The sequence below is a fragment of the Xanthomarina gelatinilytica genome, assembly GCF_000348685.1.
Lineage (GTDB): Bacteria > Bacteroidota > Bacteroidia > Flavobacteriales > Flavobacteriaceae > Xanthomarina > Xanthomarina gelatinilytica.
This window is the reverse complement of sequence record NZ_ANLA01000009.1, coordinates 94,657-116,821: the sequence shown is the minus strand read 5'-3', so window position 1 is coordinate 116,821 and position 22,165 is coordinate 94,657. Positions and strand designations below refer to the sequence as shown.

Annotated in this window: 25 protein-coding genes; 18 read left to right on the top strand and 7 right to left on the bottom strand. The window is 33.4% G+C overall.

Annotation, left to right across the window (positions count from 1 at the left end; all coding sequences use genetic code 11):
- Positions 1-22: 22 nt before the first annotated feature.
- Complete coding sequence (locus tag D778_RS06840; RefSeq protein ID WP_007649036.1) at positions 23-1,312, bottom strand: DUF2254 domain-containing protein; 1,290 nt, start codon at positions 1,310-1,312, stop codon at positions 23-25.
- A gap of 432 nt (positions 1,313-1,744) precedes the next feature.
- Between D778_RS06840 and D778_RS06835 the strand changes: the two genes are divergently transcribed.
- The 3 genes from D778_RS06835 to D778_RS06825 all read left to right on the top strand — a co-directional run bounded on the left by D778_RS06835 (position 1,745) and on the right by D778_RS06825 (position 4,769).
- On the top strand, positions 1,745-1,930 hold the full coding sequence (locus D778_RS06835) for a hypothetical protein (protein WP_007649035.1): 186 nt from the start codon (positions 1,745-1,747) through the stop codon (positions 1,928-1,930).
- 208 nt (positions 1,931-2,138) lie between these two features.
- On the top strand, positions 2,139-4,079 hold the full coding sequence (locus D778_RS06830; protein WP_238307603.1) for a tetratricopeptide repeat-containing sensor histidine kinase: 1,941 nt from the start codon (positions 2,139-2,141) through the stop codon (positions 4,077-4,079).
- A gap of 15 nt (positions 4,080-4,094) precedes the next feature.
- Positions 4,095-4,769 carry a response regulator gene (locus D778_RS06825; RefSeq protein WP_007649033.1) on the top strand — a complete coding sequence of 225 codons (675 nt, stop codon included), beginning with the start codon at positions 4,095-4,097 and terminating at the stop codon, positions 4,767-4,769.
- Positions 4,770-5,025: 256 nt separating this feature from the next.
- Here D778_RS06825 and D778_RS06820 read toward each other — a convergent pair whose 3' ends face one another.
- Entirely contained in the window at positions 5,026-5,535 is a 510-nt protein-coding gene (locus D778_RS06820; protein WP_007649032.1) for a DUF456 domain-containing protein, read from the bottom strand.
- A 244-nt stretch (positions 5,536-5,779) separates the two neighbouring features.
- Between D778_RS06820 and D778_RS06815 the strand changes: the two genes are divergently transcribed.
- From D778_RS06815 to D778_RS06800, 4 genes are all read left to right on the top strand, one after another.
- Positions 5,780-6,139, top strand: a complete 360-nt coding sequence (locus D778_RS06815) for a BlaI/MecI/CopY family transcriptional regulator (protein ID WP_007649024.1) — start codon at positions 5,780-5,782, stop codon at positions 6,137-6,139.
- A 2-nt stretch (positions 6,140-6,141) separates the two neighbouring features.
- Entirely contained in the window at positions 6,142-7,575 is a 1,434-nt protein-coding gene (locus D778_RS06810; protein WP_007649022.1) for a M56 family metallopeptidase, read from the top strand.
- Positions 7,568-8,701 carry a tetratricopeptide repeat protein gene (locus D778_RS06805; protein WP_040491736.1) on the top strand — a complete coding sequence of 378 codons (1,134 nt, stop codon included), beginning with the start codon at positions 7,568-7,570 and terminating at the stop codon, positions 8,699-8,701. Before D778_RS06810 ends, D778_RS06805 begins: the two co-directional genes overlap by 8 nt.
- Before the next feature lie 125 nt (positions 8,702-8,826).
- A complete protein-coding gene (locus D778_RS06800; RefSeq protein WP_007649018.1) occupies positions 8,827-9,303 on the top strand; it encodes a hypothetical protein in 477 nt (158 codons plus the stop codon).
- Positions 9,304-9,306: 3 nt separating this feature from the next.
- On the opposite strand, the gene D778_RS06795 is transcribed toward D778_RS06800, so the two are convergent.
- The 4 genes from D778_RS06795 to D778_RS06780 are packed head-to-tail and all read right to left on the bottom strand — an operon-like array spanning position 9,307 to position 13,075.
- Positions 9,307-10,038, bottom strand: coding sequence for a Bax inhibitor-1/YccA family protein (locus tag D778_RS06795; protein ID WP_007649016.1), 732 nt, complete (start codon positions 10,036-10,038; stop codon positions 9,307-9,309).
- A 3-nt stretch (positions 10,039-10,041) separates the two neighbouring features.
- A complete protein-coding gene (locus tag D778_RS06790; RefSeq protein ID WP_007649013.1) occupies positions 10,042-10,929 on the bottom strand; it encodes a hypothetical protein in 888 nt (295 codons plus the stop codon).
- A gap of 53 nt (positions 10,930-10,982) precedes the next feature.
- Complete coding sequence (locus D778_RS06785; RefSeq protein ID WP_007649011.1) at positions 10,983-12,107, bottom strand: glycosyltransferase family 2 protein; 1,125 nt, start codon at positions 12,105-12,107, stop codon at positions 10,983-10,985.
- Positions 12,104-13,075 (bottom strand): lysylphosphatidylglycerol synthase domain-containing protein, encoded by a 972-nt coding sequence (locus D778_RS06780; RefSeq protein WP_040491777.1) that lies wholly within the window; start codon positions 13,073-13,075, stop codon positions 12,104-12,106. The genes D778_RS06785 and D778_RS06780 overlap by 4 nt, the downstream gene beginning before the upstream one ends.
- Positions 13,076-13,124: 49 nt before the next feature.
- Here D778_RS06780 and D778_RS06775 point away from each other — a divergent pair, with 49 nt between their 5' ends.
- The 9 genes from D778_RS06775 to D778_RS06735 all read left to right on the top strand — a co-directional run bounded on the left by D778_RS06775 (position 13,125) and on the right by D778_RS06735 (position 19,185).
- Positions 13,125-13,763, top strand: a complete 639-nt coding sequence (locus tag D778_RS06775) for a hypothetical protein (protein ID WP_007648993.1) — start codon at positions 13,125-13,127, stop codon at positions 13,761-13,763.
- Positions 13,763-14,317 carry a crossover junction endodeoxyribonuclease RuvC gene (ruvC, locus tag D778_RS06770; RefSeq protein ID WP_007648991.1) on the top strand — a complete coding sequence of 185 codons (555 nt, stop codon included), beginning with the start codon at positions 13,763-13,765 and terminating at the stop codon, positions 14,315-14,317. Before D778_RS06775 ends, ruvC begins: the two co-directional genes overlap by 1 nt.
- 45 nt (positions 14,318-14,362) lie before the next feature.
- Complete coding sequence (gene hemW / locus D778_RS06765; RefSeq protein WP_007648989.1) at positions 14,363-15,574, top strand: radical SAM family heme chaperone HemW; 1,212 nt, start codon at positions 14,363-14,365, stop codon at positions 15,572-15,574.
- 2 nt (positions 15,575-15,576) lie between these two features.
- Positions 15,577-16,353, top strand: coding sequence for a DUF3667 domain-containing protein (locus tag D778_RS06760; protein ID WP_007648987.1), 777 nt, complete (start codon positions 15,577-15,579; stop codon positions 16,351-16,353).
- Positions 16,354-16,355: 2 nt separating this feature from the next.
- The gene (locus tag D778_RS06755) at positions 16,356-17,105 is read left to right on the top strand and encodes a cyclase family protein (protein ID WP_007648985.1); all 750 of its coding nucleotides are present in this window, start codon (positions 16,356-16,358) and stop codon (positions 17,103-17,105) included.
- A 221-nt stretch (positions 17,106-17,326) separates the two neighbouring features.
- Positions 17,327-17,668, top strand: coding sequence for a DUF4870 domain-containing protein (locus D778_RS06750; protein WP_007648983.1), 342 nt, complete (start codon positions 17,327-17,329; stop codon positions 17,666-17,668).
- Between the two features lie 54 nt (positions 17,669-17,722).
- Positions 17,723-18,085 carry an MmcQ/YjbR family DNA-binding protein gene (locus D778_RS06745; protein ID WP_040491733.1) on the top strand — a complete coding sequence of 121 codons (363 nt, stop codon included), beginning with the start codon at positions 17,723-17,725 and terminating at the stop codon, positions 18,083-18,085.
- 36 nt (positions 18,086-18,121) lie between these two features.
- Positions 18,122-18,700 carry a PhnA domain-containing protein gene (locus D778_RS06740; RefSeq protein WP_007648978.1) on the top strand — a complete coding sequence of 193 codons (579 nt, stop codon included), beginning with the start codon at positions 18,122-18,124 and terminating at the stop codon, positions 18,698-18,700.
- A 206-nt stretch (positions 18,701-18,906) separates the two neighbouring features.
- Positions 18,907-19,185 (top strand): hypothetical protein, encoded by a 279-nt coding sequence (locus tag D778_RS06735; protein ID WP_007648972.1) that lies wholly within the window; start codon positions 18,907-18,909, stop codon positions 19,183-19,185.
- Here D778_RS06735 and D778_RS06730 read toward each other — a convergent pair whose 3' ends face one another.
- Entirely contained in the window at positions 19,186-19,620 is a 435-nt protein-coding gene (locus tag D778_RS06730; protein WP_007648970.1) for a YybH family protein, read from the bottom strand.
- 277 nt (positions 19,621-19,897) lie between these two features.
- Here D778_RS06730 and D778_RS06725 point away from each other — a divergent pair, with 277 nt between their 5' ends.
- Together D778_RS06725 and asnB are read left to right on the top strand one after the other, a co-directional pair.
- Positions 19,898-20,158 carry an acyl carrier protein gene (locus D778_RS06725; protein ID WP_040491732.1) on the top strand — a complete coding sequence of 87 codons (261 nt, stop codon included), beginning with the start codon at positions 19,898-19,900 and terminating at the stop codon, positions 20,156-20,158.
- 29 nt (positions 20,159-20,187) lie between these two features.
- Positions 20,188-22,161: an asparagine synthase (glutamine-hydrolyzing) gene (asnB, locus tag D778_RS06720; RefSeq protein WP_007648967.1), complete on the top strand. Its 1,974-nt coding sequence runs from the start codon at positions 20,188-20,190 to the stop codon at positions 22,159-22,161.
- Positions 22,162-22,165 lie beyond the last annotated feature (4 nt).

The window sequence follows — 22,165 nt, the reverse complement described above, 5'->3', positions numbered from 1 at the left end:
TGTGAAACATTGGTTAACATTTCTATGGGTTGGACAAGGTTTGATACAATGTCTCAATCCGTCTTAAGTCGGTTTTGTTTTGTATGCTTTGCTGTGCATCTTCGAATAAGAGCTTGGCTTCGGCTAACAATACATCATGGTATTCCGGTAATTGGGCTTTTTGCAGCAGTAAGTATTTAAACATGATAAATAGCTTTTGGATACAAATGATATCGTGTTTACAGTAAGTACGATAAGAAACCATAACTTGATAGACCAGTTCTTTAAAATTAGTGGTTGTAATGGCAATAAACGATTTATTATTGGAAGTGATAATGGTTTTGTCGTTTTTTTTAAGACGTAAGGCAAACAACTCTGTTAGGTAATCTATGGAACTAATGGCAGTTCCAGGATCATTAATACCCGGAGACATGGCTTTTATGCCAATTTCGGTAATTTGTTTAAAAGCCAATGTGTAATTGTCTTCCACAAATTCACCTTTGGCAAAATTAAAATTTGAAAGTATTTTCTTTACTAAAGCCTCGTCAATCTTTTGGCTTACTTGAATGATTGGAACACCTTCCAGTACGAACATGCCTTGAATGATCAGGATTTTCATTTGAAGTTTTTCTTCTTTGCAAATACTAATCAGGTTTGCTACTGCAATATTTTGATAATAACCTGTTTGTGTACTATAATAAGAGGTCCAGCTTGAAGTGTCTGGAAAAGAAACAGCTTCATCTGATTCTTTTTCCAATAAATACTCCAATCGCGTTTTGGCTTTTTTGTAAATACCATCCAAAATGTTGTTTACTTGAATGGCTTGTGAAATGGAATGAATGAAATATAAAAAGGCAGCCAAACATACAACCGTTAAAATAATCCCTATTAAAACCGAAAAACCTGGAAGTTGGTATTTGTTGTTCTCTTGAGGATTGATACCAACCAATGTAAATGTGTTGTATAGTATGGTGGCTAAATAAATGCCTAAAACAAACTGATGGTTTCTATTGGAAATTAGGCCAGGCAATACGCGAGGCGAAAAATTGCTGGAGGCTTGGTTTAGCAACACCATTACCATAGAGAAGCTAAACACCATAATGGAAATAATGCCACCTGTTAAAAAACTTAAAAGCGTTTTGGCGGTATCTGCATTGTTAATGACCAACTGTGGCACATGTTCTATGACAAAAGCCGAAATGCCAATCTTCTCCAAATACAACATGAGCATGGCAAAACCAAAACCTACAATACCAAATAGCGTAGGATAGAAAGCTATTTTACCTTGAATGGTATTAATAAAACTCAAAAAACGGTTGTAAAGTGATTTCATATGGTTGCTTTGAGTTTACAATTTAGCAACATTTTTAAATATAAGTAGGAGACTTAATAAAACATTTTGATTGTTTTAAAAGTTATTTTCAAAAACTTATTAACATAATTTTGTAAGAATACACCTCATTATGTGTATTTTGTCGATAAAAATAATCGTTTAATCGGATATTTAATAGTTTTGACTTAATAAACATTATGTTTGTAGTCCTTCTTAAGTCCCTAAATCGATTTATTCAGCTTAATAAGGTTAATTATTCCATTTTAGACAGTAATTTGTCTGTTTCCCTCATGTTGTTAAAATATGTTCGTTCTTTTTGTGTGCGCATATTTTAAAAAAATTAATTATCCATTTATTCCCTCAATTTAAGTTTGGTAAAGCGCTGAACTTGTTAAACATGAATTTAATTGTATAACTTAAAATTGAGAATATATGAAATCCCTAACAATTACACTATTAGTAGCATTATTTTGTGTAACCGTATCTGGTGTAAACCTTAAAGATACTGTAGTAACCGAACCATCTAAAAAACAAACATTTACAAGTGTGGATAATTTTGAATACAACTTCAAGATTGGAAAGCACATTAAAAAAGACAAAGTGCCTTCAAACCAATAAGATGACATTTCAACAGAGAGCCTTTAATCAAAGGCTCTCTGTTTTTTGTTTCAACCTTAGGTTTAATATTTCATATTTTATTAAAAATTATTATAAATTTGAAAGAATCGTTTAAAAAACCAAAAGGTTGAAATCATATTGTTTAATTGTAGCCCTCTTGTTTCCTATAATGTTTGCCCATGCGCAAAATAGCAAGAGTATTCAAACATTGGACAGTATATACTATTATAGGAGCCAAGCAAACAATTCAGATCTAGACCCTTCGCAAAGGTTTCAGTTTGCCAACAAAGCCATACAACTATCCAAAAAAACCAATCAAGACTCTACCATTTTAAAAAGCAAAGTTGTTTTAAACAATATTTACATTTTAAAAGGAGACTATGAAACCCTTATAACCACAAACCTTCAAAACATTCAATTGGCCGAAAGCCTAAAGGACTCTCTGTTAATTGCTTTTGCCAATAACAATTTAGGTTGGGCTTATAAATCATTGTCAAAGAACGATAGTGCCTATTACTACTATTATAAAGCATCCAAACTGTTCAGCAAACTTCAAAGGGACAGAAATGAAGGGGAAGTTTTATTTAGCTTGGCCAACATACAATTTGAGGAAAAAGATTATTTGGGAGCCGAAGAAAACGCCATTACAGCCCTTCGGTTAATACGCAATCTTCCAAAAACTGAAAACAACTTGGACACTTTGTGGTCCATCAATAATTTACTGGCAATTATTTCCGACGAATTGGGACAATTCGATAAAGCCATAGAATACCATCATAAGGCTTTATCCTTCAGTGATCAAATAGAAGACAATTATTTATACACTTTATACTCTTACAGCAACATTGCTTTAATTCATAAAGAACAAAAACAGTATGAAAAAGCATTGGATATTTATAAAAATCTTTTTAAAAACAAGGAGATCTTGCTCCAAGAGCCTTACAACTACGCCATAATTTTAGGCGATTATGCCTATGTGAAACACTTGTCTGAGAATTTTAAAACAGACGAGATTACCAGCATGTTTACCGAAGCCTATAAGATAAGCGATAGCTTACAGGATATTTACAGCCTGATGTCCATTAGTTTAAATGCTTCAGAATTTTATAAGGATATAAACCAAAAGGATTCAGCGCTTTTCTTTGCAAATAGGGCTTACCATCTTGCCAGGGAAACCAACACCAACGATGTTATTTTAAGGTCGCTTATTTTAAAATCGGATATTGAAGAACCAGACAAGGCCAAATCCTATTTAACCGAATATGTAAAATTAAGCGATAGCCTTCAAAATAAAGAGCGTGCCATTAGAAACAAATTTGCCAGAATTGAATTTGAAACAGACCTTATTGTGGAAAGAAGCAAGCAAATTGCAAAAGAAAGGCTTTGGTTGCTGTTTTTATCCATTGGGTTGATTTTTACTTTATTGTTGTTGTATATTATCGTAACACAAAGAACAAAAAACAAGGAACTGAGATTCAATCAACAGCAACAAGAAACCAACGAGGAAATATACAACCTAATGTTATCTCAACAAGATAAAATAGATGAAGCAAGGGTAGCCGAAAAAAAGAGAATTTCAGAAGAAATACATGATGGTATTTTAGGCAGGCTTTTCGGGATAAGGTTAAGTCTGGATAGCCTAAACATGAGTACGCAACCAGAAGCAATAGAAACCAGGGAAAAATATTTGGAAGATTTAAAAGAAATTGAACAGGACATACGCAAGGTGTCGCACGAATTGAATTCAGATTTTGTATCTGGCTCAAATTATATAAGCATTATTAAATCTCTATTGGAAAAACAAACAAAAGCGTATAAACTGAAATATGTGTTAAGAAACGACGACAACATTGATTGGGACAGCATCAATAACAAAACAAAAATCCATTATTACAGGATCATTCAGGAATCGCTTCAAAATATCTACAAACATGCCAATGCAACAGAAGTTCACATTAGCTTTAAACAAAAAAATAATGTAATTTGCTTGTCCATTTCAGATAATGGTTCTGGTTTCGATGTTAATAAAGCCAGGAAAGGCATTGGATTGAAAAACATTAACTCCAGGGTAAAAGAAATTCAAGGAGAACTGGATATAAAATCAGCCATGGATTCTGGAACGGAAATACGTATAAAAACCCCAATCTAAAATCTAAAAAGCCTTATGCAACAAACCATTCGCATTTTAATGACAGACGATCATCCCATGATTATTGAAGGATATCAAAACACATTAATTGCCACCAAAAAAGAAAATCAAGATTTAACAATTGACATAGCCAATAGTTGCGACGAGTCTATAAAATTCATGGAAAAAGCAGTGTCATTAAACAATCCATACGATATTTTGTTCATGGATATTAGCTTGCCTCCTTCAAGCGATGGAAAATACACTTCTGGTGAAGACCTGGCCAAATATGCCAGAACCATCATGCCTAAAGCCAAAATAGTTATTTTAACTATGTTTAATGAAGCCTACAGGATTCACAACATTGTAAAAACCATAGACCCAGAAGGCTTTTTAATTAAAAGTGACTTAACGTCCAAGGAATTGGCAAGTGCTTTTCAGGCTGTATTGAGCAACCCTCCTTTTTACAGTGGAACTGTAAATAAAATTATTAGAAAGACCATCTCCACAGATATTGTTCTAGATGAGATTAACAGAAAAATTATTTACCTCTTATCTCAGGGTGTGAAGACAAAAAGTTTATCAGATCATATAGATTTGTCCATGAGTGCCATTGAAAAACGAAAAAAGTATTTAAAGGAAGTTTTTGAGATTGAAGATGGAAGTGATGAAACCTTATTATTTGAAGCAAGAAACAAAGGATTTATTTAAAAAAGGATCAATAATTGTTAAAATTCATAAAAAATCTGTTTGCTAAACAGGCTCTAATATAAGGCTCTTATTGGATATTACGGTTTTTCCGTAATTAATTTGTGGTTTTACCGTAACCGTAACTTAAATGTTCGCTTTATATTTGAAGTATCAACAGCATATTAATTAATCCCTCAGAAGTATTTCGTTGATAATAGCATTTACACTAACCTCGTGACTTTTTATATTTTTATAAGAGTCATGAGGTTTCTTCTTTTTAAAAACTAAAGATACTGCCTTTATATTCCCAAGCTTTCATAATAAAAAAACCTAAGTAAATTACTGCTACCAAAAATTTTATAAAGGTGCCTGTTAAAAAGCCTAAAAAAGAACCAAAGGCAGCCTTAACAGCTGTTTTGGAGTCTGTTCTGTTTAACAATTCACCAATAAAAGCCCCTACAAAAGGCCAGATAATGATACCAAAAACTCCCAAAACAGGAAAAATAATAGCAACCAATAAACCAATGGTAGTCCCTAAAACCCCATATTTACTGCCTCCAAATTTTTTTGTTCCCAAAGCAGGAATAATATAATCCAAGGCAAATACTATAAGTGCTACAGCTAAGGTGATGCCTAAAAATAGCCAATTGTTGGGTACTGCATGGGTTAAATACAGTAGTAACAAACCAATCCAACTTAAAGGAGGACCAGGAAGTACAGGTAAAAAACTGCCTAAAATGCCAAGCAACATGAACAGGAAGCCAAGTATGGTCAATAGTATATCCATAGAATTTTATTTATAAGACGAAGATATTAAATGAAAGTTACAAAACTTTATAACTAAAAAATTAGTTTAAACTAATTTTTTAGTTATATTTGTGTTCAACTAAGTTTTTAGTTACATGTTTTCGCCATTCTGAACTTATTTCAGAATCACATTAAATTAAGTCGCCTAAAGACATAGTTATTTGTCACTCTGAGCTTGCCGAAGAGTCTCAATTATAAAATTATTGTTTTAAACAAAATATATTATGAAACAACTTACCAAAGCCGAAGAAGAAATCATGCATGTGTTATGGCAACTTGAAAAAGCCAACGTGAAACAAATTATTGAGCAATTACCAGAACCAAAACCAGCCTACAACACAGTTTCAACCATAGTAAGAATCTTGGAAAGCAAAGGTTTTGTGGATTATAAAAAGCAAGGCAAAGGACATGTGTATTTTCCACTTATAAAAAAACAGGATTATAGCAATCAAAGTTTAAATTCCTTGGTAGACAATTATTTTCAAGGCTCTTTTAAAAGTATGGTCTCATTTTTTGTGAAGAAAAATGACATTAGCTTAAAAGAACTGGAATCGGTTTTAAAAGATATTAATAAAAAAGATTGATCATGGCACACTATGTTATTCAAGTCATCGCATTTCAGCTTTTCTTTTTAGTGGTTTACGATGTGTTTTTAAAAAAAGAAACTTTTTTTAACTGGAACAGAGCCTATCTTTTAATAACTGCAGCATTGTCTTTTATGTTACCTGTTATTAAAATAGACAGGTTTAAGGATATCGTGCCACAGCAATATATCATCACACTTCCAGAAGTTGTAATTGGCAAGCAAAACCCAATTGTTTTAGACGAAGTTTTTATTGAAGGTATCAACCAAGCATCTAGTTTTTCATGGTCTTGGATGTATTTGTTTTATCTGGGTTCTGCCATCGCTTTTTCCATTTTTGCCTATAAACTGACTAATATTATTCGATTAATTTATGGCAACCCAAAACATCATGAATCTAATTTGCAGATCGTGAACTTGGAAAACAGTCGGGATGCTTTTTCTTTTTTCAATTACATTTTTATAGGAAAGCAATTGGTAAAGGAAGAACGGGAAACCATTTTAAAACACGAATGGGTCCATGTTAAACAAAAGCACAGTCTGGATATGTTGTTTTTCGAAATCCTACGTATCTTTTTTTGGTTCAATCCATTCATCTATATGTATCAAAACAGGATTTCGGTCGTACATGAATTTCTAGCAGATGCCGAAGCTGTTAAACACAATAAAGCACAATATTATGAAAACCTGTTGTCGCAAGTTTTCAATGCCAAACAGGTATCATTCATCAATCCATTTTTTAAACAATCATTAATCAAAAAACGAATCGTTATGTTACAAAAATCAAAATCAAAACAAGTTCAACTGGTAAAGTATGCCCTATTGATTCCTATGGTATTTGGGATGCTTGTTTATTCCTCCTGTAGTGATACAAGCCAAGATAGTATGGTTGAAAATCAACTTTCTCAGGAAGAACAATTAAAAATGATAATCGAATCATTAGATAAAGAAGGGAAATTAAACAACTCTGAAAAGGAAGAGCTAACAACTTATTTTTTAGATGCTATTAAAGCTAATGTTGAAGGTCAGGATGTTTCAACAAAGCAGATTAAGCCATTTGGTTTTAATGATAGAGAAGGAATTCCATTTGAAAATTTAGATGAAGTTCCAGTATTTCCAGGTTGTGAATCTCAAGCAAATGAAGCAGGTAAAAAAGCCTGTTTCAACAAAGAGATTAGTACTTTTATTGTTGAAAATTTTAATTCAGATTTAGCTAAAACCATAGGCTTAAATGGTACTGTCAAAATTTCTGTTTTCTTTATAATCGGTTTTCAAGGAAAAATTTTAGAAGCAAAAGCAAGAGCTCCACATCCAGAATTGGAAGCAGAGGCAGAACGCGTAATCAATTTATTGCCAAATATGATTCCTGGAATGCACGAAGGGAAAGCTGTTAACGTACCTTATTATTTACCTATTAAATTTGAAATTAATGAGTAGGTATTTAGTACTATTCATCATCATGTCTTTTTTTAAAACCGAAGCACAAACTTCGGTTTTAATGCTTGCAGATAGTTTGTACGCAAACGGTTATTACTCTAAAGCCATAGCACAATATGAAGTTTACAACAAGCCTTCGGAAGTTTATGAAAAAATAGCCAAAGCATCTATTGCTATTGGGAACTACAACCAAGCCCTTTTAAATTATCAAAAAAGCATTAAAGCACATCCAAACAACACGTTACTGAAGTACGAATATGCTAAATTGTTATCAAGAACAAACAATCTTCAAACGGCTGCTTCACAATTTAATAAATTAATCATTATAGATTCCTTAAACCCCAATTATCATTTTGAATATGGTTTAATTTTAGAAAAACAAAATGATTCTACAGCTATTGAAGAGTTTATAAACACGTTTCTTTTAGATTCTTTACATCAAAAAGCCATCTATAAAGTGGCAAAATATAAGTTGCAGAAAAGAGAATTTGATGAAGTTGAAAAATTAGTGAATACAGGCTTGAAATCAAATCAATTTAATGTGGAGCTCATTAACATAAAAGCTCAAAATTATTTTTGGAAACAAGATTACCACGAAGCCATTGTTTGGTTTGAAAAATTAGTGGCCTTAGGGGAGTCATCAAAATTTATTCATGAACAACTAAGTTTGTGTTATGACAAAACATATCAACTTTCTAAAGCTATAGAGGAAGGATTGATAGCCTTGAAATTTGAGCCAAACAACACCAATAACCTGTTTGTTCTGGGACGGCTTTACGAAAAAAACAAGGAATTTGACAAAGCAGAAAGTTATTATACCAAAGCATTGGAAATTGAAGATGCTCCTTTGGATGCTCAATACACACAATTGGGAAGAGTTTTAAATTACCAAAAAAAATATGCAGAGGCTATACAGGTTTTAAATAAAGCACGACAAGAAAATCCTAAAAACGACACTGCAGCATTTTACCTGCTTCAATCAAAAAACGCGTATTATGAAGATTTCGACACAAAAATAAATCTGTACCAAAAGTTTATAAAAGAATTTCCAGACAGTGTTCTCAAGACTGTAGCAGCAGCCCAATTATCTCAATTGAAACAAGAAAAGTTTATGAATACAGATTAAAATCTAAAAAAATTGTACTTTTCGGTTTCAGATCTGTATGAAAGCCCAAATGGGCAAAAAAATGGAGATTACCAATCAAAGTAATAACATAGCTAAGCAACAGCTATCTGATAAAATTTAGATAGATGAAACATTTGTACCTTTCTTTTGGTTTTTTATTGCTTGTTTCTTGCAATTATTTTGATGTCAAGAAGACAACCTCTGATGCTATTTTAAACGAAGAATTAAAGACATTCAATTGGAGCGACGTGGATGAATATCCTTCTTTTGCATCCTGCAACGATGCTATTTCCAAAGAAGAAAAAAAACATTGTTTCCAAAACACTTTAATAGCTATTATTACCAATAAAATTCAAAGGGATACCATTGTGGTTTCGCAAGATATTAACGATACCATTTTTATGAAATTTCAAATTTCTGAAACTGGAATTCTATCCTTAATGGAAGCCAAGATAGACTCGATAACGCTTCACGAAATCCCAAACATCAAAGAGCTTCTCAAAAACAGTTTGGACTCTTTGCCAGAGATTTATCCAGCCATTAAACGTGGACAGCAAGTAAAAACAGCGTTTACTTTGCCTGTAATCATTCAAGTGGATTAAGGTTTAAAACCTAATGGCCAGTTTTTTCATGAGCCTCAATATTTCAACATACAGCCAAATAAGTGTCACCAAAAGTCCCCAAGTGGCCAACCATTCTTTTTCTTTTGGAGCCTTGTTTTTGTGTTTTTCTATATAATCAAAATCCAAAAGCAATGCCAAAGAGGCAAAAATAGCTGCCAAGACATTAAAAAGTATGGCAAGCCAGGACGTTCCCCAAATAAAGGTTTCAATCCCAAAAAAGCTAAGGATCCAGGACAAAAGATATATTATAAAAATGCTGGCACAAGCTGTAATGATAACGCTTCTCAATTTTTTCGTGACCACAATAATTCGGGTTTGGTATAACAGCAGCATCACAAAAAACGTCATAATGGTCACTCCTATGGCTTGAAAAGGTAAATTGGGAAATTTAGCATGCGCATAACTGGTAATGCCACCAAGAAAAAACCCTTTGGCAATGGCGTAAAGTGGCACTAAAAACTTAGCCCATTGGTTTTTTACTGAAATAACAATGCTTAGTACAATGGCAGCAATCATGCCTCCTGTTACAAACCATTTTATGTCTGTACCAGAAATATATAAATTCCATACATATACAACAATGGCCGCAACAATGAGTAATGAAAACAAGGATTTTAAAAGGATGCCTGTTACGCTCATTTTTTTGGAAGCAGTTGGATCATTTTCCCAAAAATAATCGTTAAAAGCTGGATTGGAGGTTTTGTCTAAGCGCATGTATTATAGGTTCAATTTAAAACCAATAGCAAAATCTATCGGGAAATTTCCTTGATTATCAATAAATAAGGCAAACAGATTGTTGTAAGCTAAAGTGACGTATCCATTTTTAGTGACTTTTATATCACTTCCCAAACCAAAAATAAAAGGGACTTCCAACTCAGAATCTGAGTTTTCTTCTGAAATATATGTACCAGGATTTAAAGGGTCTTCGTAGCTTAGGGTTTCATTATGAAATGTGTAGGTTACAAGCGTGACATTTCCATACACACTAAAAGTTTCTTTATTGATGGCTCGAAATCTATAGCCTAAACCCAATTGGGTAGCCGAATATTCAAAATCATCTGCTTCCAAAGCAGTTCTCAAATTAACATATCCTGCATGACGTGTTAATCGTGTGTTGCTGTAAACTTCAAATTCTGCCCCAAAAAATGGTACAGATGTATTGTTGGGATTGTTTACAAACGGTTGATTGGTAAGGCCTCCAAAAACGCCCAACCTGGCTTGGATCTTGTTTCTTGGTTCGTAATTGTAACTCAAATCACTGGTAGAATTGTACATGTTAATATAATCTTTTAAACTGGCAAGTGTTAGGTTTACTTTCCCTGCCGAGAGACCATAATCTTGTGTTAGGGCATTTAAAGTGTGTCTGTATTCTTTTTGATATTTTTTGGTATCCGGATTTTTAGTGTTTACCAATTCTTTTATGGAACCATCTTCTGTTCTAACAAAATACCTGTATTGACCATCGATAATGTTCCAGAGTAAATCCAGGTTCCCTTCTACTTCTGTTTTAAGTTCCAAGGTTTCACCATTAACAGTATAAGTTTCTTGTGCTTTTAAAGAAACAAAGCTAAAAGATAAACATAAAATAAAGATGAGCTTTTTCATTAGATTTAGGATTTCAATTCTTGTAAATCTAACAAAAATAAATGATTCATCCACTATTTTTCATAGGCTCTGTCTTTCCATTTATAGTTTGAAAAAAGGGATAAGGTTGCTATGTATACACTAAAAAATGGATACAAAAAAGCGCAAATGAGATAGGATCCAAAAAGCTGTTTCTGTTTAAAGAAAGAGGCTGTTTTAAAAAGCAGTACAAAATCGATAGTTAGTTTTAAGCCAAAAGCCAATACCAACGTGTAGGCATCCATGGAACCAATACCAGTGAAAACCAATGTGGCTAATAAAGTAGCGTTCATAAGTAAAACCAGCAAACCCGTTAATTTCCCAAAGGTGTTTTTATAGTTTGTGGTTTTGGAAGCCCAACGAACCCGTTGCGATTTTAAACTCGCAAAATTGGGTTGCGGTTTGGTTAACACAATGGCTTCCTTGGCTTTTAAAAACACCACAGCATTGGGTTGTTTTTCTATGGCTTTTTGCAATAAAAACACATCATCGCCACTGGCTATGTTTGTGTTACCTTCAAAACCATTTAGGTGAAAAAAAAATGTTTTTCGGTAAGCCATATTGGCACCATTGCTTAAAAAGGGTTTCTTTAATCCAAAACCACCAATGGTCGCTCCAATCAAACTTAAAAAATCGAAAGCTTGAAAACGATCCAAAAACTTATGGATGTGTGTATAGGCAACAGGGCCACAAACCATATGGCAAGAGGTTTTTGTGATAAGGCCATTATAACATTCCAACCAGAATTTAGGGAGCAAACAATCGGCATCTGTAGTTAAGATCCATTCATATTGAGCTTTTTCAATGGCCATTTTAATGGCTTCTTTTTTTGGGGATTTTGAACATTGTATATTCTGAAGGATTTTGTAATCAATGGATGTGTTGTTTAAATGTTTTTCTATAATTTCAACTGAAGCATCTTCAGAGTTATCATTTACAAAAATGAGCTCAAAGTGTGAAACAGGATACTTTAAGTTTAAAATGGTATTCAACAATGTTGGTAAATGTTCGGCTTCGTTCCTAAAAGGGATCACTACCGAAAATTTGTTTTTTAGGGATTCTTCATAGTAATAAAAGTAGGGAACCTTATCAAACCCATAGATAAAACATCCTATTAAAAACAGGTAACAACATGTGATGAAAAAAATAAAAACAATCATGGTTCCACAGGTTTAGGAAGTTTAAATTTTAACACAAACACACTGCCAACTATACTTGGAAACACAAAATTTAACAACCACATACAGGTAACAACACTTAAGGTGGTGAGTTCGTTTACGCCAACAATGGAAAACAAATAGACCGCTACACTGCCTTTTATAACCACATCAAAAATAAAAATGGATGGTATAACAGAAGCCAATAAATACATGGAGGTAATAACAATCATGGCATTTTTATAAGACACTTCCACACCAAAAAAATGCAACAACAAATAAAACTGAAATGAAAAAACAAGATATCTGCCTGTGGAAAGAATCAAACAAGTGAGATAATGTCTTAAAGATATGTTTTTAAAGAAGTTTATAATCTTTTCAATGGAAATTCCTTTTATAGTGACTTCTTTTTTCTTCCATCCTAAGAAAGCCATGCTAGTGATGATTAAAATAATCCCTAAAAACCTAACTGTTTTATGATAGTCGATATCCACAGGATATTTTGAAATAAAATAATATAAGCCAATAATTCCAAAAACTGTTGTAACAAGCATTTGTATCATGTTTCCAAGAAAATTGAGCAGGACTATTTTTTTTCTAAATTCTGAGGTAAAAAAAATAGCTTTGGCGCCATATTCCCCTATTCGGTTTGGAGTGAATAAAGATGCTGTTAAAGAACCTAAACTTTGTTGCACTGCTTTTTTAAAAGAAATTTTCTTAAATATGGAGACAAGTTGTTTCCATTTTAAAATTTCCAAAAACCAGTTAAAAACACTTAAAATCATCAATAAACCGATGTTTTTAAGGCTAAAAACCTTATTTTTCTGTAAAAAACCATTAAAAACCTGAAAATCCAATTGGTTATTTGATGTCAATTTGTAATAAATAAAATAAAAAGCACCAACTACCAAGCTTATTTTAAGAAGCACAAAAAAGAATTGTTTAGTTTTGTATGGTAAGGTTCTGAGCATATTTTTGGAATACCTGCTTTTTAAGCCGCAAATTAAACAATATCCTTTTATGAACACACATTTTATAAACATCAAACAAACTTCGGTTTTTATTATTTTTTTGTTTATTGCTTTTTCTGGATTTGGTCAAGCCGAAACCAGCAAATGGAAAGCCCAGCTTGCCATAGGTGTTAACAGTCCTAGTGATAATGGTTTTGTTACAGGATTTGAAGCCAAGCCTATAAACTTTCCAACTATTAATTTAGGGATTCAGCACATGTTCAAAAGACAGTTTGGGGCAAAATTGGATTTTGGTTACAATAGGATTGCTCATGAGGCAGATTCTCCATACTTTAAGGTAAATTACTCCAGGATCAATGCCCAGTTTGTTTACGATCCTACACCAGTTTTGGGATTCTTACCAATTGGCATGGGGATTGTGGCTCATACAGGACCAGGTTTTAGCATAATAAAACCTTTGGGAACATATGGTGCAAACAAAACCTCGTTTGTAAATGTCATGGCAGGCATTGAATTTCATTACAGCATTACAGATGTATTAACCATTTATTTGGATACTTCTTATATATATGGACTTAGTGGCGATTTTGACCCTGTTACAGAAGGCTATGGGTCATTTAACGGAAATTTACTAACTGCAACCATTGGAGTGTCTTACTCTTTAAGTGGTTGTTATTATTGCGATTAATGAGCAAAGAAAAAATCATCTTAGGAATTGATCCAGGAACAACCATTATGGGATTTGGTCTTATAAAAGTGGTTGGAAAAACCATGCAGTTTATGCAGTTAAATGAACTCGATTTAAAAAAATACGACGATCATTATTTAAAGTTGAAACTTATTTTTGAGCGAACCATTGAACTTATAGAAACCCATCATCCAGATGAAATAGCCATTGAAGCACCATTTTTTGGAAAAAACGTTCAAAGTATGCTTAAGTTAGGTAGAGCTCAAGGAGTGGCCATGGCAGCAGGTTTGAGCAGGGAAATTCCCATTACCGAATATTCGCCCAAAAAAATAAAAATGGCCATTACCGGAAATGGAAATGCCAGTAAGGAGCAAGTGGCCAAAATGCTTCAAAGCTTGTTGGGGATTAAAACCCTTCCAAAAAATCTGGACTCCATGGATGGTTTGGGTGCTGCTGTTTGTCATTTCTATAATGATGGTAGAATAGAAATAGGCAAAAGTTATTCTGGTTGGGCAAGTTTTGTGAAACAGAACGAAGAACGTGTGAAAAAGTAGCCAGGATTTAATGATAGTAAGCAGTTTGATCTGTGTTGGAATAATATGAAAAAGGATTTGGATTATAACCATTTAAGCAATATCTCAAACCCAACAGAGGAGAGGCAAAGTACTGCAGGAATTTACATTCACATACCTTTTTGTAAACAAGCCTGCTACTATTGCGATTTTCATTTTTCCACCTCTTTAAAGAAAAAAGACGAATTGGTTCAAGCTTTGGGAAAGGAGCTTGAGTTGCGACAAAACGAACTAAAAAACCATACCATTGAAACCATCTATTTTGGAGGAGGAACACCATCCTTATTGACTATAGAAGAACTACGGTTCTTAATAGCCAAGGTCTATAAAAATTATCAAGTAATAGAAAATCCGGAAATTACCTTGGAGGCCAATCCAGACGATCTGTTGTCTGTTCGTGACCAGTCGGGAACTATTTTTGAAGACTATAAAAATATAGGGATAAACAGACTTTCCATAGGGATTCAATCGTTTTTTGAAGACGATTTAATAGCCATGAATCGTGCGCATTCATCCTTGGAAGCAAAAGAATGTCTGTCTGAAGCTACTCGTCATTTCAATAATATTACCATCGATTTAATTTATGGCATTCCAAACATGAGTTTGGAAAAATGGAACAAAAACCTTGAAATGGCATTTGGTTTTGGGGTGAACCATATTTCCAGTTATGCCTTAACGGTAGAGCCAAAAACAGCGTTGGATACTTTTATAAAAAAGGGACAATATCCACCCATGGATGATGCTTTGGCGCAACTTCACTTTAAGCATTTAATAGCAGAGACCCAAAAACAAGGTTTTGTCCATTATGAGATTTCCAATTTTGGAAAACCAGGGTTTTTCTCAAAACACAATACCAGTTATTGGCAAGGAACACCTTATTTGGGCATTGGACCTTCGGCACATTCATTCCATGGAAATACAAGAAGTTGGAATGTGGCCAATAATACCAAATACATTAAGGGTATCCAAGAAAACAAACTGCCACACACCATGGAAACCTTAACAGTCCAAGAGCAATATAACGAATACGTAATGACAGGGTTACGCACCATTTGGGGAGTTTCTTTGGATAAAGTTGAAACGGATTTTGGTACTGTGTTTAAAACCTATCTTTTAGAGCAATCCAAAAAGCATATAAACCAACAATTATTGTATCTTGATGGAGGCAAATTAACAGTCGCTGAAAAAGGAAAGTTTTTAAGTGATGGGATTGCTTCAGATTTATTTAAGTTGGATTAAAAATGAATAGTGCGTCTTGTAAAAATTGCAACCAACCATTAATTGGCAAATTTTGTCATAACTGTGGTGAAAAAGTGGTAGAGAAAACAGATTTTTCTTTAAAAACATTATTTCACCAGTTGGTTGATGGCCTATTTAATATCGATTCCAAAGTATATCAAACCTTCATCTATTTATTATTTAAACCTGGTAAGTTAACTACCAATTATCTGGATGGAATTAGAAAACCTTTTATGAAACCCATTCAAGTATTTTTAATTTCCAACGTCTTGTTTTTTTTATTGCTTACCCAAGCAGATATATTAAGGATTCCTGCAAAGTATTATTTTAATAGTGGGAGAGATTTAAATATTGAAACAAAATTGTTACAGACAGAAAGTACACAAGCAGAATTAATTCAGGCGTATGATGGACTCTCAGCCAACTTGTCAAAATCTATAGTAATTATAATTGTACCAGTATTGGCATTGGTGTTTTGGATATTGTTTTATAAAAACCACTTTCTCTTTGGGATGCATTTAATTTTTGCCATGCATTACCTGTCGTTTTTTTTCATAAGTTGCCTTTTGGCCATATCTGTTGTAAGCTTAGGCAATAGAGCCGTTCAGGTTTTTATTGTATTGGTTAATTTTATATATTTATTTTTTGCTCTTAAGCATGTATATAAAAGCAAACAGGCAATGGTGTTTTTTAAAGCCTTGGTAATACTTCTTGCTTTTGTAGGAATTACAGCCCTTTACAGAGAATTCATAAGTTATTTATCATATAAATTAGTATAAAAGTGATTGCAACCATACAGTACAATTCAAAGAAACTTCAAATTGATTTATCTAAACCTTTAGATATTTCCATACCATTAAGGGCTTCAACAAACAACGTAAATGCTTGGTATCTTGACCAACCCAAGATAGAACCAGTTAAAGATGGTGAATGGGTTGCAAGTGTGGCAGATGGAGCCGATGTGAATTTTAATAATATTTGGTTCAATCCTCATGCTCATGGTACACATACAGAATGTGTTGGGCACATTACCAAAAAGGTGCACTCCATCAATCAGCAATTAAAGCAATTTTTCTACTTGGCAGAAGTAATTACTGTTGCTCCCGAAAAGAAAGGGAAAGATTTTGTTATTTCAAAAAAACAACTTCAGTTTGCTTTGGGGAACAAAAAACGCGATGCTGTTGTAATAAGGACCATTCCCAATACCATCGAGAAATTGAGCCAGCACTATTCGCATACCAATCCTCCTTATTTACTGTCCGAAGCTGCCATATATTTGCGTGATAAAGGTGTGAAACACTTGTTGATAGATTTGCCAAGTGTAGATAAAGAGCAGGACAATGGCGAATTATTGGCACATAACGCCTTTTGGAATACAGCAGGAAGAACCAGAATGGATGCCACGATTACCGAATTTATTTTTGTGCCAAATACCGTTTTAGATGGCACTTACTTTTTAAATTTACAAATCGCTCCATTTGAAAATGATGCAACTCCCAGCAAACCTGTTTTATATAATATTTTAGATTGATCATAAAACCTCTTTAAAGATAGAAGAACCCTTCATGTTTATAATGGTTATTTTAGCTTTTGCCCAATTGGACTATGCTTGGTGGTTTTTGGTTTGATTTCATCAGTTGTTCTGAAGTTCTTTTTCATTCAGTTTACATAAAAATTCCTTGCTATGTTGTTAACCAATGAGGGTTTTCTTCCATAAAAGAGAAAATATTCATTAACATCAAATACGAAACTATGGAATCTATTAAAAACACTACAACTGTAACCGAAGGAAAAAACACAGCAATTATTGCTTACATAACTGTTATAGGACTAATTATTGCTTTTGTGATGAATAACGACAAGAAAAACCCATTTGCAGCCTTTCATATCAAACAATCTTTGGGCTTGGCTTTAACCGGATTTGCATTGGGAATTATAGGCATTATCCCTATAATAGGATGGCTTATTAATATAATTGGAATCTTTGTTTTGGTTTACATGTGGATTATGGGACTGTTAAATGCCATAAATGGAACCGAAAAAGTAGTGCCGATTTTGGGAAATAAATATGCCGAATGGTTTAAAAATCTTTAATTTATTGTGTAATTTTAAACACATTCAAAATGTTAATCTTGAATGTGTTTTTTTATGAACATTGAAGAACTTCGCAAATATTGTATTTCAAAAAAAGGTGTTACCGAAGACTTTCCGTTTGATGTAGATACCTTGGTTTTTAAAGTCTTGGGGAAAATGTTTGCATTGGTAGGATTGAAAAAATGGGAAGCTGGCGAAAAAGCCATTAATTTAAAATGCGATCCTGAATATGCCCAAGAACTTCGAGCAGAATACAGCAGTATTCGTGCTGGTTACCATATGAGTAAAAAACATTGGAACACCCTTTATATCCAAGAAGGGGAATTATCTCCCAAATTTATTTGTGCACTAATAGATCATTCGTATGATATGGTTGTAAAAGGCATGCCCAAAAAAATGAGGGAATCTCTTCAATAAAAACAGTATGTTTGCAAAAACAAATAAAATGTCATTATGTCTGTATTGCAAACACTACAAGAACGAAGCAAGAACACTTGCGAATTATGTGCTTCTACCGAAGGTTTAACCCAATATATCCTGCCTCCTTCATTAAACGAAAATGTAGATAACAGTATCTTGGTATGTAAGACCTGTCTGGGCCAAATAGAAGGTCATGTGGAGATGGATGTAAACCATTGGAGATGTTTAAATGACAGCATGTGGAACGAGCATGTGGCTGTACAGATACTGTCTTGGAGAATGTTGCAAAGACTACGTCATGAAGGTTGGCCAAAAGATTTATTGGACATGATGTATCTGGATGATGACGCATTGGCTTTGGCAAGAGCAACTGGCGAACATGAAGATGAAGCCAATAAAATAATCCATAGGGATTCCAATGGAGTTGTTTTGGAGGCAGGAGATTCTGTTGTATTGATAAAAGACCTTAAAGTAAAAGGATCCAGTATGGTTGCCAAACAAGGAACTGCTGTAAGAAACATTCGTTTAGATCATGAAAATGCCGAGTATATTGAAGGGAAGGTTGATGGTCAAAATATTGTGATAATTACTAAATTTGTCAAGAAAACTTAAGGTGTAAAATTCTTAATTACAAGTAATTAAGAGATTAATGTAAGAGATTAGGTCGTTAATCGGATAAAAAAACACCAATGTTTCATTTATCTAATTCTTAGGGTTTTTATCGAATTTTTTATATGTAAATAGCTATTCACTATATATTTACAGTATCGAACCTGATTAATAGCATAAACAGATTGATTAACTTAATTTATGTTATTATGAACCTTACCATTACTCACTACAATAATTTCTTTAAAGTTACAGGCGTTTTAAACAAACAGTCTGTTGGAGTATTTCAGCAAGAATTTCAAGAAGTATTTAAAAAATTCCAATCTGTAACCATTAGTATAGAAGGACTTCAAAGTATTGATAGGGATGGTGTAAATGCCTTGGCCAAACTGCATAACGAGTCTTTGGCCTTAAACAAACAGTTATCCATTATCGGATTTGGTTGCAAAGATTTATACGATCATTTTAAATCCAACGACGCAGCTTAATCAACAAGACATGTCTGCTATTATTTTCCATTCACCTTCAATTTTTTTGAAAATAACCATAAAAACACCTTTGGCATCACCAGCATCCCTGGTTAAATGATATTCTCCCATAACCCAATAGGTATGGCTTTCAATTCTTGATATATCTTTGATCACAAAATTTAAAATGCCACTTTCAGCTTGTGTGGGATAACCTTTTTTATAATTGTTCAACGTGTTTTGCCATCCCTTGGTTAAACCACTTCTGCCATAAAATTTAAGCGAATCATTTTTCCAATAACCTTCCATGTAACCTTCCAGGTCATGTTTGTTCCAGGCTTTTTCCTGTAATTTCATAACGTTTAAAATAGCTTCTTTTTCAGAATTTTTGGAAGATTGTGCCATCATACCAAAAACAGAAAACATAAAAAGCGTTAAAACAAGAACTTTTTTCATATAACATGTTTTTAAATGATTTTAAAGATACTAACAAAAACTAAGCAATCCACAAAGTAGCATTGTTTTGGTTTTTTGTAACTTTAATCTGATTTTTTATAACTTAAACGAATAGTTTAAAAAGCTGTTTTATAGTTTACTAAAAATAGAATATATTAGTCTCATTAACTTGCTATTATCTCTAACTATTTAATTTTCTCCCTAAACATATTAATAGTATAGATAAAATTTCAATGGCTATTGGAATTGATTTAAGTATTAAATGTTATTATATCAAATGAAAAATACAAACGAAGTAAAAGCCGAAATTAAAAAGTACATCCTGGAAGCCTCTTTGTCTGATGTGAAAGATGTTGATGATGATGCCCTGATTTTTGAAAACGGTTTGCTGGATTCTATGGGATTGTTATTTCTTATTGAGTTTTTGGGAGAAGCCTTTCAGGTAGAAGTAAGTGATGATGAGTTAAACCCAAAAAACTTCGAATCCATTAATAATATTGTCTCTTTTGTATCCAATAAACTTTCTGTAAAAGTTTAACCCTTTCAGCAAGCAACAACTAATTTAATATGTGTGGTATCGCTGGATTTTATGGAGAAATAAATAAAAAGCAATCTGTTTCTACCTTAAAACACATGCTTACAAGAATTAAACATCGTGGTCCAGACCAAAGTGGTGTTTATGTTTCAGATTACGTGGGCTTGGGTAGTGTGAGGTTGAGTATTATTGATTTGAGTTCAGGCACCATGCCTATTTCCAATCAAGACAATTCATTGTGGATTGTTTTTAATGGCGAAATCTATAACCACATGGAACTTAGGGAAGATTTAATCCAGAAAAACCACAGCTTTAAAACCCGAAGCGATACCGAAGTGATCTTGCATCTATACGAAGAATATGGTCCAGAATGCCTCAAGAAGCTAAACGGACAATTTGCCATTGCTATTTGGGACAAGCATAAAGAGGAATTGTTTTTGGCAAGGGATCGTGTAGGGATCAGACCTCTATTTTACACCCAAACCAAGAGCGCTTTTGTCTTTGCTTCCGAAATAAAAGCCTTTATGGAATATCCTGAGGTTTCATTGAAATTTTCCAACAAAGCACTCTCTGAATATGTAACATTTTGGACAGCCTTATCTCCAAATACTGTTTTTGAAAATGTTTTTGAAGTGCCTCCAGGAACCTATATGCTTGTCAATCACAAAGGGATTAAAAGTAACACGTATTGGGAGCTGCCTATAATAAAACCAAACGCATATAATTTTACAACTGTTGAAGAAGCTGCAACTGCTTTCGAAAATATTTTTTTAGACTCCATCAAACTAAGGCTACGAGCAGATGTTCCAGTTGCTGCTTATTTAAGTGGAGGTATAGACTCCAGCATAACCACATCGTTTATCAAACAGGTTTCACCAAATAAGCTTAAAACCTTTTCTATTGGTTTTACAGAAACGGATTTCGATGAATCTGCTTATCAAAATATAGCTGCTTCCTATTTTAAGACAGAGCATTCCAGTGTGACTTGTAGCGAACAAGATATTTCCAATTACTTTAAGGAGGTGGTTTGGTTTGCCGAAGCGCCACTTTTACGTACAGCACCAACACCTATGGGCTTGCTGTCCAAAAACGTGAGAGACCATAATATAAAAGTGGTAATTACTGGTGAAGGTGCCGACGAACTCTTAGGAGGTTACAACATTTTTAAGGAGGCAAAAATAAAACATTTTTGGGCAAAAGACCCACAGTCCAAACTAAGACCATTGTTGTTAAAAAGGCTCTATCCTTATCTGCCACAAATAAATAAAGCCAGCAGCAACATGTTAAAGATGTTTTTTGGCTATAAATTAACCGAAACAAATTCACCAATTTATTCTCATTTGTTAAGATGGCATAATACCAGTAGAATAAAAAATTACTTTTCAGACACTATTAAAGAAACCATTAAAGACTACAATCCTATTGCAGAAGTGGAAGAAAAATTGGAATCCAAACTTTCGGGTTACGATTATCTTACAAAAGCACAATGGCTGGAAATCCACTTGTTCATGTCTGGCTATTTGTTATCCTCACAAGGAGATAGGATGGGAATGGCCAATTCCATAGAAGGTCGTTATCCGTTTCTGGATCATCGTGTCATTGAGTTTTGCATGGCTTTACATCCAGATTTAAAACTTCATGGTTTAAACGAGAAGTATCTCTTAAAAAAAATGATGAAAGACAGATTGCCAGATGCCATTTTAAATAGGTCCAAACAGGCCTATAGAGCGCCAATTAGAAGCCTTTTTGCTTCAGAAACATTACCGGAATACTTAAAAACCATGCTTTCAGAACAGCGACTAACAGAGTTTGGTGTTTTCAATGTAGAACATGTAAAAACCTTACTTTCAAAAATAATATCCAATAAAGGGGTTTCAGAGATGGATAACATGGCCATAACAGCTGTGCTATCCATTCAGATCTTATACGATTTGTTTATAAAAAAATCCATTCCAAATATTTCAGAATCCGAATTAATCACACTAGATAAAATAATCATAGAATAAAACC